This is a genomic window from Streptomyces sp. NPDC002018 (assembly GCF_042890865.1).
GTDB lineage: Bacteria > Actinomycetota > Actinomycetes > Streptomycetales > Streptomycetaceae > Streptomyces.
Window position 1 is genome coordinate 83997 of the sequence record NZ_JBIASO010000006.1, and the last position, 15163, is coordinate 99159.

The window sequence follows — 15163 nt, forward strand, 5'->3', positions numbered from 1 at the left end:
AAGGAAAGGTGACAAAGAATGCCGTACAGGGCGATACGGTCACCACCGTCTTCATCTGTTCCGCGCTTCCAAGGAGCGATCACCGTGAAGGACGCCTTCGGCATCCCGCAGTCCCTGCTCATCCTCGGCGGTACGTCGGAGATCGGCCTCGCCACCGCACGCCGGCTGATCGCCCGCCGTACGCGTACGGTCTGGCTCGCGGGCCGCCCCTCCCCCGCCCTGGACACCTCGGCCGAGCGTCTGCGTCGCCTCGGCGCGGAGGTCCGTACCGTCGCCTTCGACGCCCTGGATCCCGGCTCCCACCCGGAGACGCTGGGGAAGGTCTTCGCGGAGGGCGACATCGACATGGTGCTGCTCGCGTTCGGGATCCCCGGCGATCAGGCGCACGACGAGGCCGACCCGCTCGCGGCGGTCCGGGTCGCGCAGACCAATTACACCGGCGCGGTCTCGGCCGGACTGGTGTGCGCGGGCGCGTTGCAGACACAGGGGCACGGCTCACTGGTGGTGCTCTCGTCGGTGGCCGGCGAGCGCGCCCGCCGCGTGGACTTCATCTACGGGTCGAGCAAGGCGGGCCTCGATGTGTTCACCCAGGGGCTCGGGGACGCCATGCAGGGCACGGGGGTGCAGGTGATGACCGTGCGGCCCGGCTTCGTACGGTCGGGGAAGACGGCCGGACACGAGCGGACGCCCCTGGCCACCACGCCCGACGCGGTGGCGGCGGCGATCGAGCTGGGGCTGCGGCGGCGCTCGGAGGCGGTGTGGGTGCCGGGAGCGCTGCGGGTGGTGATGTCGGCGCTGCGGCATCTCCCGCGTCCGCTGTTCCGCAGGCTCCCGGTCTGAGCCCGTCTCAGGTTCCCCCGGGCGTCGGAGGCTCAGGATGTCGCGGGGCTCAGGATGTCGCGGGGCTCAGGGCTGCGGCGGGCTCAGGGCTTCGGGCCTCACAGCCTCAAGGTGCTCCGGTCGACGGGAGCACTCGGGTCGGCGGGGGTGTCCGTGTCCTGGCCGGCGGGGGTGGTCCGGCACGGCACCGGCATGTCCTCGCCGTCCCCGCCGAACGCGTACTCGTGCAGCATGCGCCACACCCCGTCGGTGCCCTGCTCGTAGAGGGCGAAGGAGGTGCAGCTCCAGGCCGCGCCGTACTCCGACAGCTCCTCGTACGCCCGGTCCATCGCCTCCTCGGCGATACCGTGCGCCACGGTCACATGGGGGTGGTACGGGAACTGGAGTTCGCGGACGAGCGGTCCCGAGCTGTCCCGGACCCGTTTCTGGAGCCAGGTGCAGGCCGACGCGCCCTCCACCACCTGGATGAAGACGACCGGGGAGAGCGGGCGGAACGTGCCCGTACCGGAGAGACGCATCGGGAAGGGCCTGCCCGCCGACGCGACCGAGGCGAGATGCGCCTCGATCGAGGGCAGCGCGGACGCCTCGACCTCGGTGGGCGGCAGCAGCGTGACATGCGTGGGGATGCCGTGCGCGGCGGGATCACCGAAGCCCGCACGCCGCTCCTGGATCAGGCTGCCGTACGGCTCCGGGACCGCGATCGAAACGCCGAGCGTTACGGTCCCCACGTCGTTCTCCTCAGTCCGTGTGTCGTCCGTGTGTCGGGTGGTGATGCAGCGGTGCCACCGTCCGCCAGTGTGACGGTCGCACCGGCCGGCTGGCCAGCGCTCGCCTCTCCGCGTACGCCGACCGACGGACGGAACCGCCGTCCGTGGGCCACCGCCGGCCCCTCGGGGCGCTTCCGCGGCGCGGCCACGGGCCGGCGGCACACGGCCGTCGGGGCCGGGCGAGCGGTGCCGCCTGGCGAGCGGTGAGGGCGGGACAGCGCCCGCCCTCAGTGCTTGGCGGGCAGGAAGCCGACTCTGTCGTACGTCTGGGCCAGGGTCTCGGCGGCGACGGCGCGGGCCTTCTCCGCGCCCTCCGCCAGGATCGAGTCCAGCGTCTCCGGGTCGTCCAGATACTCCTGGGTGCGGGTCCTGAAGGGGGTGACGAAGTCGACCACGACCTCCGCCAGGTCCGTCTTCAGCGCGCCGTAGCCCTGGCCCGCGTACTTCCGCTCCAGCTCCGCGACGGGTGTGTCCGTGAGCGTGGAGTAGATGGTGAGCAGATTGCTCACGCCCGGCTTGGCCGCGGGGTCGAAGAGGATCTCCGTGCCCGTGTCGGTGACCGCGCTCCTGATCTTCTTCGCGGTGGTCTTCGGCTCGTCGAGCAGATTGACCAGGCCCTTGGGCGTCGACGCCGACTTGCTCATCTTGATCGTCGGGTCCTGGAGGTCGTAGATCTTCGCGACCTCCTTGACGATGTGCGGCGCGGGGACCGTGAACGTCGGACCGAAGCGGGTGTTGAAACGCTCGGCGAGATCGCGGGTCAGCTCGACGTGCTGGCGCTGGTCCTCACCGACCGGCACGGAGTTGGCCTGGTAGAGCAGGATGTCCGCGACCTGGAGGATCGGATAGGTGAAGAGGCCGACCGTGGCGCGGTCCGCGCCGTGCTTGGCCGACTTGTCCTTGAACTGCGTCATCCGGGAGGCCTCGCCGAAGCCGGTGATGCAGTTCATCACCCAGGCGAGCTGGGCGTGTTCGGGCACATGGCTCTGGACGAAGAGCGTGCAGCGCCGCGGGTCGAGACCGGCGGCGAGAAGCTGCGCCACGGCGAGGCGCGTATTGGCGCGCAGCTCCGCGGGGTCCTGCGGAACGGTGATCGCGTGCAGGTCCACGACCATGTAGAAGGCGTCGTGGGTCTCTTGCAGCGCCACGTACTGGCGCACCGCACCGAGGTAGTTCCCGAGATGGAACGAGCCTGCGGTGGGCTGGATCCCGGAGAGCGCGCGGGGACGATCAGATGCCATGCCCACCATTCTCTCAGGTGCGACCGACAGCCGGGGAACGGATCTCCGTGGAGGGCTCACCCTTGCGCCCCGGCCGGTACGCAGGGGGGCCGACGGGACGAGTACCACCGTGCGCCCCCCGCCGCGAGGACTGTCCGCCGGGGCACGCCGGGTGCAAGGTTTCTTCCCCCACCCGGTGAGCGACGATAGAAAGTGGGGCGTCGCCCCGCCCACGCCGGACAGCTTGTCCTGACCGATCGGAGAGACCGTGTCGACAACGGAGAGTGCCATCGCCTCGGCGGAGGCCCACAGTGCGCACAATTACCACCCGCTGCCCGTCGTCGTCGCCTCGGCCGAGGGCGCGTGGATGACGGATGTCGAGGGGCGGCGCTACCTCGACATGCTCGCCGGGTACTCGGCTCTCAACTTCGGTCATGGCAACAGAAGACTCATCGACGCCGCCACGGCACAACTGGAGCGGGTGACCCTGACGTCCCGCGCCTTCCACCACGACCGGTTCGCCGAGTTCTGCGCCCGGCTGGCCGAGCTGTGCGGCATGGAGATGGTGCTGCCGATGAACACGGGGGCGGAGGCGGTGGAGACCGCCGTGAAGACCGCAAGGAAGTGGGGGTACCGCGTCAAGGGCGTGCCGGACGGGATGGCGAAGATCATCGTGGCGGCCGGCAACTTCCACGGGCGTACGACCACCATCGTCAGCTTCTCCACGGACAGCGAGGCACGCGCGGACTACGGACCGTACACACCGGGGTTCGAGATCGTTCCGTACGGGGATCTCACGGCGCTGGGCGCGGCGATGACGGAGAACACCGTGGCGGTGCTGCTGGAGCCGATCCAGGGCGAGGCGGGGGTGCTGGTCCCGCCCGCGGGCTATCTGGCCGGGGTGCGGGAGATGACCCGGGCGCGGAACGTGCTCTTCGTCGCGGACGAGATCCAGTCGGGCCTGGGCCGCACGGGGAGGACGTTCGCGTGCGAGCACGAGGGCGTGGTCCCCGACATGTATGTCCTCGGCAAGGCCCTGGGCGGCGGGGTGGTGCCGGTGTCGGCGGTGGTGTCCTCGGCCGAGGTGCTCGGGGTGTTCCACCCGGGTGAGCACGGTTCGACGTTCGGCGGCAATCCGCTCGCCTGCGCGGTGGCGCTGGAGGTCATCGAGATGCTGCGGACCGGTGAGTTCCAGCAGCGGGCGGCGGAGCTGGGCGACCATCTCCACCATGAGCTGGGGCTGCTGGTGGGCGGCGGGGCCGTGGCGGCCGTACGGGGCCGCGGGCTGTGGGCCGGGGTGGATGTCGTGCCGTCGCGCGGGACGGGCCGGGAGATCTCGGAGCGGCTGATGGAGCGGGGGGTGCTGGTGAAGGACACCCACGGATCCACGATCCGGATCGCTCCGCCGCTGGTGATCAGCAAGGAGGACCTGGACTGGGGCCTGGACCAGTTGCGGGCGGTACTGGCGGACGACCGGCCCGGGGCCGCCTCCTGACCCCCGGGCCTGACCTGGACCGGCCGGCCCGGGTCTGACCTGGACCGGCCGGCCCGGGTCTGACCTGGACCGGCGCGCCCCCGGTCCGGCCCGGCCCGACCTGCGCCGGGCCGCACGGCGGTGACGCGGCCCGGGTCGGCCGGGTCCGGCCGGGTCCGGTCTAGAGGATCACATGGGGCAGGAAGCGGGCGTACTCGTCCGTGATGAGGCCCGACGACTCCCGGATACCGAGCCCCGCCGCCTCGTCCTCGACGACCCACGCGCCGAGCACCACACGGTTGCCGTCGAAGTCCGGCAGCGGGGCCAGCTCCTGGTAGCAGCAGGCCTCGTCCCGTGTCACCGGCGTCCGGCCGGCCTCATGGACGGTGACCCCGGCGCCCTCGCGGCCGAGCAGGGGCTTGGCGACATAGCCGCGCGACGAGGCGAGTTCGCGGGGACCGTCGAGATAGGCGGGGAGCAGATGGGGATGACCCGGGTGGAGCTCCCAGAGGATCGCGAGCAGCGCCTTGTTGGACAGGAGCATCTTCCAGGCGGGCTCGATCCAGCAGGTGGTGCCGGTGCCGCCGCCGTTGTCGAGGGTGTCCCGTACGTACGGCCCGAACCGGTCCGTGGTCAGCCACTCCCACGGATAGAGCTTGAAGCAGCTACGGATGAAGCGCAGCCGGTCGTCGACGAAACGGCCGGCGAGCCGGTCCCAGCCGATCTCCTCGACCGAGAGCGCCTCCGTGGCGAGACCGGCCTGTGCCGCGGTCTCCCGCAGATAGGCCACGGTCATCAGATCCTCGCCCAGCTCGTCCCCGTCGGAGTGGGCGAAGTGGACGGGGCCCGGCGGCAGCAGGCCGGCCTGCCGTTTCCAGGCGGCGACCAGGCGTTCGTGGAGGGAGTTCCACTGGTCCCCGTGGGGGAACCGGTCCTCCATCCAGAACCACTGCGCGCTCGCGGCCTCGACCAGTGAGGTGGGGGTGTCGGCGTTGTACTCCAGCATCTTGGCCGGGCCCGTGCCGTCGTAGCGCAGATCGAACCGGCCGTAGATGGAGGGCAGTTCGGCGCGGCGCCGCCAGGACTCGGCTATCAGCTCGGCCAGTCGGGGGTCGGTGATCCCCAGCTCGGCGAACCGGCCCCGCTCCACGATGTGCGCGGCGGCGCCCAGACAGAGGGCGTGCAGTTCCTCGACGGCCTCTTCGAGGGCCTCCACCTCGGGCAGGGTGAACGTGTAGTAGGCGCTCTCGTCCCAGTACGGACGGAGGGTTCCGTCCGGGTGGCGGGTGAGCGGATAGACCACGCCCTGTTCCTCGACGGTCTGCTGCCAGCCGGGGCGTGGTTCGATGGTGTGACGTTGCATCAGCAGATCACCGGGGCGGTGGAGCGGCGGATCACCGGGGCCGCGCGGGTCATTCAGCCACCGCCGGAGCCGGAGCAGCCGAAGCCGCCGCGGTCGACGGCCGACTTGTCGAAGCTGCCTCCTTCGACCTTGCCCTTCGTGCTGGACCCGCCGTAGTAGTACGAACCGCCCCCGCTCTCGCACCGGGAGCTGGGCAGCGTCTCCCGGGTGCTCCGGTCGGCGCACCGTTTGTCGGGCTCCGAGCCACAGGATGTGATCGTGATCGCCAGAAGCCCCATACCGCCGAGCACGACCGTGCTCGACCTCAGCCTTCGCTGCCGCGCGGACATACGCCGCCCTCCCCCGTGGACCTGAACTCGTGGTGCGTGAGCCGGTTGTGTGCCGAGCGGTCGGTTTCCGACCGCCCCTCCACAGTAATTGGCCACTCGTGTTCATCGAAGGGGTGGTGCCTTCCCGGCGAGCCCCGGGGGCGGTGGAACCGCCGCCCCCGGGGCCGCTGGAAGCCGCTGGAAAGCTGCTGGAAGCCGCTGGAAAGCCGCTGCCGGCTTTTCGGCTAGCTTTCGCCGCCTCCGTAGGGGCGGGTGATGGCTTCCATGGCGTGACCGACGGGGTCGATGAAGTACACGCCCCGCCCGCCGTCGTTGTGGTTGATCTCGCCCGGGTGCTTCTGGTGCGGATCGGCGTAGAACGTGACGCCCTTGTCCTGGATGCGCCGGAAGATTCCGTCGAAGTCTTCCTCGCTGACCAGGAAGGCGTAGTGCTGCGGGACGATCGACTCCGGCGGTATGGCCGCGAAGTCGAGGGTCACGCCGTTGCTCAGTTCGACGGGGATGAACGGGCCCCACTCGCTCCCGACCGGAAGGTCCAGGATGTGGGCCAGGAATTCGGCGGACTCCCGGTTGTCCCGGGAGTGGATGATGGTGTGATTCAGCTTGATCGACACTGTGGAATGCCTCCGTAAGGCAAACTCACGGGCACCTCCATGCCTCACCCGGACGGTGACCGACACGCGATGCCGTACTGATCATCCTAATTCGGGCCCCGAAAGCTGTCGACCGCCACCGCACGGCGGCCGGGGGCCGGGGGCCGGGGCTCGGGGGCCGGGGGGCCGGGGCCGGGGGGCCGGGGCCGGGGGCTGTCAACGGTCATGGCAGCACCCGGCACAGCGCGTCCAGCGCGCCCGGCCACGCGCTGTCCGACGGCGTGGCGTAACCGACCACCAGGGCGTCGGGGCCCGGCGGGACGGACGGATGCCGGAAGCGGTCCATGCCGTACACCGCCAGCCCCTGCCAGACGGCGGCCTCGACGACCGACCGCTCGGTGCCCGGCGGCAGTTCGACGACGGCGTGGAGACCGGCCGCGATCCCGGTCACCCTGCACCCCGGGGCACGGTCCGCCAGCGCGGCCACGAGCTGGTCGCGGCGGCGCCGGTAGCGCAGCCGCATCGAGCGGACATGACGGTCGTACGCGCCCGAGGCGATGAACTCCGCAAGCGTGAGCTGATCGAGGCTGCTCGACGCCCAGTCCACCCCGCCCTTCGCCGCGCTCACCTCGCCGACCAGTTCCTCGGGCAGGACCAGCCAGCCGAGCCGCAGTCCGGGCGCCAGGGACTTGCTCGCCGTGCCGAGGTACACCACCCGTTCGGGATCGAGCCCCTGGAGCGCCCCGACGGGTTGTCTGTCGTACCGGAACTCGCCGTCGTAGTCGTCCTCCAGGATCAGGCCGTCCGTGGCGCGCGCCCAGTCGACGGCGGCCGCGCGCCGGTCGGGCTGGAGCGCCACCCCGGCGGGGAACTGGTGCGCCGCGGTCAGCAGTACGGCGCCGACGCCCCGCGCGTCCGGCAGGTCCCCCAGCTCCCCGGTGCGGGCGCCGCGCGCGTCCATCGCGAGCGCGGGCGTCCGCAGCCCCGCCTCGGTCAGTACGTTCCGGTGCAGATCGAGACCGTAGGACTCGACGGCCACCGCCCGCACCCGCCGTGCCTTGAGCAGCCGCCCCAGCAGCATCAGCCCATGGATGAAGCCGGCGCACACGACGATCCGTTCCGGCGCCGCGTACACGCCACGGCTCCGCGCCAGATAGTCGGCGAGGACCGTACGCAGTTCGATCCGGCCGAGGGGATCGGTGTAGGCGAAGGCCTCGTGCGGCGCGGCCGTCAGCGCCCGGCGGGCGGCCGTGAGCCATCGCGCACGGGGAAAGGCCGCGAGATCGGGGGAGCCGGGCAGCAGGCTGTGGGCGGGCCCGCGACGGGCCGGCCGGGTCCTCGGCGGTACGGGCGCGGGCCTGCGGGGCTCGGCCCGCCGGGCCACCCGGGTCCCCGAGCCCTGCCGGGCGGTGAGCCACCCCTCCGCCACCAGCTCGGCGTAGGCGTCGGCCACGGTGTTACGGGCGACGCCCAGGTCGACGGCGAGCGAGCGGGAGGACGGCAGCCGGGTGCCGGGCGCGAGCCGGCCCGTGCGGACGGCTTCCCGCAGGGCGTCCATGAGCCCGGCGCGCAGGCCGGAGCCGTGCGGCTCAAGATGGAGATCGACGCCGGGGACACCCCTAGGCCCGTCCTCGTCCGACGGAGGAGCCGCCCGGGAAGTGGCCCACGAATCCCTCATGGAAATGGACCATACTCCTGTGCCACCCGGGGCGTAGCGTCGCAGACATGACGACGCACACAGAGAAGACGCACACGGAGAACGAGACGAAGCGGTACGCCCCCGAACACACCCCGCGACTGGACCTGGCCAAGCTGGTCCCCGACGTCTACAAGGCCATGGTCCGGCTGGACGCCGCCGCCCGGCGCGGCGTCGACCCGACGCTGCTCGAACTGGTCAAGATCCGTGCCTCCCAGCTCAACCACTGCGCGTTCTGCCTCGACATGCACAGCAAGGACGCGCTGGCGGCCGGCGAGTCGGTGGAGCGTGTCATCCAGCTCGGCGCCTGGGAGGAGTCGCGCCACTTCTACACGCCCAAGGAGATCGCGGCGATCGAGCTGACCGAGGCGATCACCGTGCTGACCGACGGTTTCGTACCGGACGAGGTGTACGAGAAGGCCGCTGAGCACTTCGACGACACCGAGCTGGCCCAGCTCATCGCGGCGATCACGGTGATCAACGCCTGGAACCGGTTCGGGGTGTCCACCCGGATGGTCCCCGGCCACTACACACCGGGCCAGTTCGCCCACTGACCGCGCGGGGGCGGCGCCGGGGCCGCGCCCGGCCTGCCCTGCTCCGCCCCGTCCCGCCCTCAAGGGAGTCGAGCCCCCGGAGAGGGGAGCCGGGTTCTCCGGAGGTCCTAGGGCAGCCACTTCCGCCAGGTCGGACCGTTCGCCCGGACCCACTTCCCGGCCGCCTCCTCCGGGGAGAGTTTCTGGTCCGCGATCATCAGCGCGACCTCGTTCTGCTGCTCGGTCGTCCAGGTGAGGTTCTTCAGCAGCGCGGCCGCGTCGCCGCCGTTCCTCGCGAAGTCCGCGTTGAGGAACTTCCGCAGCGGGGTGTGCGGATAGGCGCACGCGACCTTCTCGGGATCGCTGTCGCAGCCCTCCTTGTAGGCGGGGAGCTTCACCTCGGTCATCGGGACCTGCTCGAACAGCCACTGCGGCTTGTACCAGTAGCTGAGAAAGGGCTTCTTCTCCTTGGCGAACTGCTTGATCTGCGTGATCTGCGCCGCCTCCGAACCCGCGAAGACGACCTGGTAGTCCAGACCGAGATTGGCGACCAGCGCCTTGTCGTTCGTGACATAGGAGGGCGAGCCGTCGAGGAGCTGCCCCTTGCCGCCGCTCTCCGGGGTGCGGAGCTGGTCGGCGTAGCGATCGAGGTTGCGCCAGTCGGTGATGTCCGGGTGCCGCTCGGCGAAGTACGTCGGTACGAACCAGCCGATGTGGCCGGTGACGCCCAGCCGGCCGCCGGGCTCGATGGTCCCCTTCTCCTCGACATAGCGCTGTTCCTGGTCCGGGTGGCCCCAGTCCTCCAGGATGGCGTCGACCCGGCCCTGGCTGAGGGCGTCCCAGGCGGGGACCTCGTCGACCTGGACGGTGTCCACGCGGTAGCCCAGTTCATGTTCGAGCAGATAGGACGCCACGGCCACATTGGCCTGGGCGCCGACCCAGGACTGGACGGAGAGGGTGACGGTCTTCGAGCCCTCGGCGTTGGCGTACGGGGAAGCCTGCTGGGTCATGTCGGCGGCACCGCACCCGGTGACCGCCAGCAGGGCGACCGCCGAGGCGAGGGCCATGGCCGTACGCGCACGGGCATGTGCACGGGCATGCGCGCGGACAGGGGCGGTGATACGTGTGCCGGCGGTGACACGTGCGCGAGCCCGGAGACGGGCACGCGCGCGGACGGCGGCGCGCGGATGGATCCGGGGCATGTCAGGCTCCCTTCCTGCGGTCCACGGGCTGGGTCACCCGGTCGAGTGTCAGACCGAGGCAGACGATGGCCGCGCCCGCGACCAGCCCGGTCGCCAGGTCGCCCTGGGCCAGGCCGAAGACGATGTCGTAGCCCAGCGCTCCCCCGCCGACCAGACCGCCGATGATGACGACGGCGAGCACCAGGACGACTCCCTGGTTGAGCGCGAGACGCAGCGCGGGTCCCGCGAGCGGCAGTTGGACCTGACGCATCTGCTGGCCGGCGGTCGCACCGAGCGAGCGGGCGGACTCCAGCGTGGCCGGGTCGACCTGGCGCAGCCCCTGGGTGGTGATGCGTACGACGGCGGGCAGGGCGTACACGACGGCGGCGGCGACCGCCGGAGCGCGCCCGACCCCGAAGAGCGCGACCACCGGGATGAGATAGACGAACTGCGGAAGGGTCTGGCAGACGTCCAGTACGGGACGGAGCAGCGCCTCGACCCTGGAGCTGCGCGCGGCGGCGATCCCCGTCGCGAAGCCGATGACAAGGGTGACCGCGACGGCGGCGAGGACCTGGGAGAGCGTGTCGAGCGACGGCTCCCACACGCCGAGCACACCGATGGCGGCGAGGGCGAGTACGGCGGTCAGCGCCGTGCGCCAGGTGCCGATGAGCAGGGCGAGCGCGGCCACCGTGAGCAGCAGGGCCCACCAGGGCAGGGCCTGGAGCCCGCCCCTGAGCGGGTCGAGGACCCAGGTGGTGAAACGGCCGGCCCAGTCGGCGGTGCCGCCGACGACCGGCACACCGGAGTAGAGATGACCGGTCATCCAGTCGACGGCGCGGTTGACGGGGGCGGCGAGGTCGACGGTCCAGGTGCCGGGCCAGGAGAGCCGGCCGGCGAACCGTCCCGCGACGGCGGCCACCACGGCGGCGACGGCGACGACCGCCCAGCCGAGCGGGCCGGTACGGAGCGGGCCGGTACGCGGACGCCGTCCGGCACCGGGCCGCCCGCCCGTGGCCGTTCCCTCGCTCCTGTCCTTGCCGTTGGCGTTGGCTTCGCCGGCCGGGCCTGCGGACTCCGCGCCCGCGGCGGCCGTCGTACGGTCCAGCACCACCGCGAGCAGGACGATCGGCAGGCCCGCCGCCAGCGCGGCGCCCACGTCGACCGACGCCAGCGCCTGGTACACCCGGTCGCCCAGCCCTCCGGCGCCGATCACGGACGCGATCACGGCCATCGAGAGCGCCATCATGATCGTCTGGTTGAGCCCGAGGAGCAGTTCCGCGCGGGCGAGCGGCAGCCGCGCCGTCAACAGTCGCTGGCGGGCGGTCGCCCCGAGCGAGGAGACGGCCTCCATCACCCCGCCGTCGGCGCCGCGCAGACCGAGCGCGGTGAGCCTGGCCATCGGCGGAGCCGCGTAGACGACGGTCGCCAGGACCGCCGCCGGGACGCCGATACCGAAGACCAGCACCACCGGCAGCAGATACGCGAAGGCCGGCAGCACCTGCATGGTGTCGAGCAGCGGGCGCAGCGTACGGAACAGGCGGTCCGAGAGCCCGGCGGCGAGTCCGAGCAGCGCGCCGAGCACCACGGAGGCGGTGACCGCCACGACCATCAGCGCCAGGGTCTGCATGGTCGGCACCCACATGCCGAGCAGTCCGCAGACGGCGAACGACACCGCCGCGGTGAGAGCGAGCCGTACCCCCGCGACCCGCCAGGCGATCAGCCCGGCCGCCGCGACCACTCCCGCCCAGCCGGCGCCGAGCAGCACCAGATAGACGGCGCGCACGGAGAGGACGACGGCGTTGCTGATGTGCCCGAAGAAGTAGAGGAAGACCGGGTGGCTGTCACGGTTGTCGATGATCCAGTCGCCCGCGCCGGCGAGCGGGGCCGACAGATCGACGGTCAGCGCGCCGGGCCAGTCGGTACCGGGCCAGCGGGTCAGGGCGAGCGGTACGAGCACGGCGGCGAACACCGCGAACAGCAGGAGCCTGCCGAGGCCTCGCCGCCGTGCGAGCGAGGCGGGGGAACCGCCCGGGGGACCCGAGGGAGGGGTGGACGTGGTGCGTGCGGGCGGCGGGGGCGGTGCGGACGGGGTGGGCGAGGTGGAGAGCGAGGCGGCGGTCATCGGCGGCCCGCCCGCCGGGACCCGGCGCCGGGGCCGGGCCCCTTCGCGATACCGGCACCGGCACCGGCACCGGCGTCGGTCGCGGTCGCGGTGCCGCCGCCGGGCGCGGTGCCGCTGCCGGTGCCGGGCGCGGTGCCGCTGCCGGACGCGATGCCGGTCCCCGCCACCACCGCCAGCAGCCGTTCCCGGTCGACGACACCGAGCAGTCTGCCCCGGTCGACCACGCGCGCCGCCGCGTCACCGGAGCGCGCCACCGCCTCGATGGCCTCGGAGACGGTCGCCGTCGGCGCCAGCGCGGGGCCGGAGTCCGCGTCCCCGGCCGTCACGCGCCGCATCGCGGCCCCCACGGTGATGACCTGCTCGCGCGGTACGTCACGGACGAAGTCCCGTACGTACGCGTCGGCGGGCCGGCCCACGATCTCCTCCGGCGTACCGAGCTGTACGATCCGGCCGTCGCGCATCAGCGCGATCCGGTCGCCGAGCCGCAGCGCCTCGTTCAGATCGTGCGTGATGAAGACCATCGTGCGCCGCTCCTCACGGTGCAGCCGGATGACCTCCTCCTGCATCTCGCGGCGGATCAGCGGGTCGAGCGCGCTGAACGGCTCGTCGAAGAGCAGCACCTGTGGGTCGACCGCGAGTGCGCGGGCCAGTCCGACCCGCTGCTGCTGGCCGCCCGAGAGCTGGCCGGGACGGCGGTTCTCCAGCCCGTCGAGCCCCACCTTGCCGACCATCTCGGCGGCCCTCTCGCGGCGCTCGGCCCGGCGTACGCCCTGGATCTCCAGGCCGTACGCGACATTGTCGAGGACCGAACGGTGGGGCAGCAGACCGAAGTGCTGGAAGACCATGGCGGCACGGTGGCGGCGCAGTGCGCGCAGCCGCGCCTTGTCCATCGACAGGACGTCCTCGCCGTCGATCGCGATCCCGCCCGCCGTGGGCTCGATGAGCCGCGTCAGACACCGTACGAGCGTGGACTTGCCGGACCCCGAGAGGCCCATGACGACAAAAACCTCGCCGTGGCGGACATCGAAGGAGACATCGCGCACGGCGGCGGTGCAGCCGGTGCGTCCGCGCAGCTCGGCCGGGGTCAGCGCGCCGAGTTCCGGGTCCGCGGGGATCCGGTGCGCCTTGGGGCCGAAGACCTTCCACAGCTCGCGTACGGCGAAGACGGGGGGCCGTCCGTCCCCCGGCCCCGTACCCCCGCCCCCGGGGACGCCACTCGGGAGAACACCGCTCGGAGGGACAGCGCCGACGGGAGTGCCGGTCATCGGGTCACCCCCGTCATGGTGGCGGCGTCCGGCGCGAGACCCACGTCCGGATCCGCGACCGCGCCGCCCTCACCCGCGCTCGCGCTCGCACCCGCACCCGCACCCGCGCTCGCACCCGTGACCGCGCCCGTGATCAGGTCGGCGCACTTCTCGCCCACCATCAGCACCCCGATCATCGGGTTCACGGCGGGCATGGCCGGGAAGACGGACGCGTCGGCGACGCGAATGCCGTCGAGCCCCCGGATCCTCAGATCCGGTGCCACCACGGCCTGTTCGTCGTCGGCGGCGCCCATCCGGCATGTACCCGCCGGGTGGTAGACGGTGTGCGCGCACTGACGGGCGTACGCGCTCAGCTCCTCGTCCGAGGTGATCCCTGGCCCCGGACAGACCTCGCGCGTGAGCCAGTGCGCCAGCGGCTCCGACGCGGCGATCCGGCGCGCGATCCTGATCCCGTCGACCAGGGTCCGGCCGTCGTAGTCGTCCTCGTCCGTGAAGTAGCGGAAGTCCAGGGCCGGTTTGACGGACGGGTCCGCGCTGGTCAGGAAGAGCCGGCCGCGGCTGCGCGGCTTGGGGATGTTGGGGGTCATCGAGACGCCGTGCGCGGGACGTTCGTACCCCAGCCGCTCCGGATGGTCGGTGAACGGGATCTGGTAGAAGTGGAACATCAGGTCCGGCCCCTCGGACTCGGGATCACGCCGGACGAAGAGGCCCGCGTCGGAGTCCATCGCCGAGTTCTCCGGGATCGGCCCGTCCGTCTCCCAGACGATCACCGACTCGGGATGGTCGAGCAGGTTCTCGCCGACACCGGGCAGGTCGTGGACGACCGGGATGCCCAGCTTCTCCAGGTCCGCGCGGGGCCCGATACCGGAGTGCAGCAGCAGCCGGGGGGTGTCCACCGCCCCGGCGCAGACGAGGACCTCACGCCGCGCGCCGATCAGCCGCTCCTCGCCGTCCGCGCCCCGTACCCGTACACCCGTCGCGCGCGTGCCCGTCAGCTCCAGCCGGAACGCCCAGGTCTCCAGCAGCAGATGGAGATTCGGCCGGTCCAGGAAGGGGTGCAGATACGCGACGGACGCGGAGGAGCGTCTGTTGTCCTCCGGGTGGTACGCGAGATCGAAGAAGCCGACGCCCTCGTGGAACGGTTCCCGGTTGAAGCCCTCCACGCGTGGCACACCCAGCGCCGCCCCCGCCGCGTCCACGAAGTCACGGGCGATGGCGTTCCTGTCCCGCTCGTCCACCGGCACGATGTTGTTGCGCAGCCGGCCGAAGTACGGGTCCATGGAGCCGGCGTCCCAGCCCTCGGCCCCGGCCGCCGCCCACTCGTCCCAGTCCGAGGGCAGCGGCTTGAAGGCGATGAGCGTGTTGTGCGAGGAGCAGCCGCCGAGCACCCGGGCCCTGCTGTGGCGGATGTGCGAATTGCCCCGGGGCTGTTCGGTCGTCGGGTAGTCGTAGTCCAGTTCACCGCCGAGCAGCCCCATCCAGCGGCGCAGGGTCAGCACGTCCGGGCGGTCGACGTCGGAGGGGCCGCCCTCGATGACGGCGACGGTGATGTCCGGGTTCTCGGTGAGCCGGGAGGCGATCACCGAACCGGCGGTGCCACCCCCGACCACGACATAGTCGTATGCGGCCATGGGTCCCATGGGTCTGCTGCTCCTCTGCTGGAGGTGGTACGAGGTTCCGGACGCGAGGTCCCTCGCTCGGTGCCTCGCTCGGTCCATCGCGAGGTCCGTACGGCGGACGGGTGCCAGGTCCGTACGGCGGGCGGGTGCGAGGTCCGTAC

General features: G+C 71.9%; 13 protein-coding genes. 3 read left to right on the forward strand and 10 right to left on the reverse strand.

Going from position 1 to position 15163, the window contains the following annotated elements; genetic code table 11:
- The first annotated feature begins 84 nt into the window (after positions 1–84).
- Complete coding sequence (locus tag ACFYYH_RS11670) at positions 85–840, forward strand: decaprenylphospho-beta-D-erythro-pentofuranosid-2-ulose 2-reductase (protein ID WP_388549081.1); 756 nt, start codon at positions 85–87, stop codon at positions 838–840.
- A gap of 98 nt (positions 841–938) precedes the next feature.
- On the opposite strand, the gene ACFYYH_RS11675 is transcribed toward ACFYYH_RS11670, so the two are convergent.
- Together ACFYYH_RS11675 and trpS are read right to left on the reverse strand one after the other, a co-directional pair.
- Positions 939–1568, reverse strand: a complete 630-nt coding sequence (locus tag ACFYYH_RS11675) for a 2'-5' RNA ligase family protein (RefSeq protein WP_388549084.1) — start codon at positions 1566–1568, stop codon at positions 939–941.
- A gap of 266 nt (positions 1569–1834) precedes the next feature.
- A complete protein-coding gene (gene trpS / locus ACFYYH_RS11680; protein ID WP_388549086.1) occupies positions 1835–2848 on the reverse strand; it encodes a tryptophan--tRNA ligase in 1014 nt (337 codons plus the stop codon).
- 247 nt (positions 2849–3095) lie between these two features.
- Between trpS and rocD the strand changes: the two genes are divergently transcribed.
- Positions 3096–4322: an ornithine--oxo-acid transaminase gene (gene rocD, locus ACFYYH_RS11685; protein WP_388549088.1), complete on the forward strand. Its 1227-nt coding sequence runs from the start codon at positions 3096–3098 to the stop codon at positions 4320–4322.
- A gap of 160 nt (positions 4323–4482) precedes the next feature.
- Here rocD and ACFYYH_RS11690 read toward each other — a convergent pair whose 3' ends face one another.
- From ACFYYH_RS11690 to ACFYYH_RS11705, 4 genes are all read right to left on the reverse strand, one after another.
- The gene (locus ACFYYH_RS11690; protein WP_388549090.1) at positions 4483–5664 is read right to left on the reverse strand and encodes a glutathionylspermidine synthase family protein; all 1182 of its coding nucleotides are present in this window, start codon (positions 5662–5664) and stop codon (positions 4483–4485) included.
- Positions 5665–5717: 53 nt separating this feature from the next.
- Positions 5718–5993, reverse strand: coding sequence for a hypothetical protein (locus ACFYYH_RS11695; RefSeq protein WP_388549093.1), 276 nt, complete (start codon positions 5991–5993; stop codon positions 5718–5720).
- 224 nt (positions 5994–6217) lie between these two features.
- Positions 6218–6607 (reverse strand): VOC family protein, encoded by a 390-nt coding sequence (locus ACFYYH_RS11700; protein ID WP_388549095.1) that lies wholly within the window; start codon positions 6605–6607, stop codon positions 6218–6220.
- A 202-nt stretch (positions 6608–6809) separates the two neighbouring features.
- Positions 6810–8264 (reverse strand): PLP-dependent aminotransferase family protein, encoded by a 1455-nt coding sequence (locus ACFYYH_RS11705; protein ID WP_388549097.1) that lies wholly within the window; start codon positions 8262–8264, stop codon positions 6810–6812.
- A gap of 47 nt (positions 8265–8311) precedes the next feature.
- Between ACFYYH_RS11705 and ACFYYH_RS11710 the strand changes: the two genes are divergently transcribed.
- Positions 8312–8836 (forward strand): carboxymuconolactone decarboxylase family protein, encoded by a 525-nt coding sequence (locus tag ACFYYH_RS11710; protein WP_388549100.1) that lies wholly within the window; start codon positions 8312–8314, stop codon positions 8834–8836.
- A 107-nt stretch (positions 8837–8943) separates the two neighbouring features.
- Here the strand turns inward: ACFYYH_RS11710 and ACFYYH_RS11715 are convergent, their stop codons facing one another.
- The 4 genes from ACFYYH_RS11715 to ACFYYH_RS11730 form a co-directional block, all read right to left on the reverse strand.
- Positions 8944–9882 carry an ABC transporter substrate-binding protein gene (locus ACFYYH_RS11715; protein WP_388549103.1) on the reverse strand — a complete coding sequence of 313 codons (939 nt, stop codon included), beginning with the start codon at positions 9880–9882 and terminating at the stop codon, positions 8944–8946.
- A gap of 136 nt (positions 9883–10018) precedes the next feature.
- Positions 10019–12118 carry an ABC transporter permease gene (locus ACFYYH_RS11720; RefSeq protein WP_388549106.1) on the reverse strand — a complete coding sequence of 700 codons (2100 nt, stop codon included), beginning with the start codon at positions 12116–12118 and terminating at the stop codon, positions 10019–10021.
- Positions 12115–13383: a glycine betaine/L-proline ABC transporter ATP-binding protein gene (locus tag ACFYYH_RS11725; protein ID WP_388549108.1), complete on the reverse strand. Its 1269-nt coding sequence runs from the start codon at positions 13381–13383 to the stop codon at positions 12115–12117. Before ACFYYH_RS11725 ends, ACFYYH_RS11720 begins: the two co-directional genes overlap by 4 nt.
- Positions 13380–15023: a GMC family oxidoreductase gene (locus tag ACFYYH_RS11730; protein ID WP_388549110.1), complete on the reverse strand. Its 1644-nt coding sequence runs from the start codon at positions 15021–15023 to the stop codon at positions 13380–13382. Before ACFYYH_RS11730 ends, ACFYYH_RS11725 begins: the two co-directional genes overlap by 4 nt.
- Positions 15024–15163 lie beyond the last annotated feature (140 nt).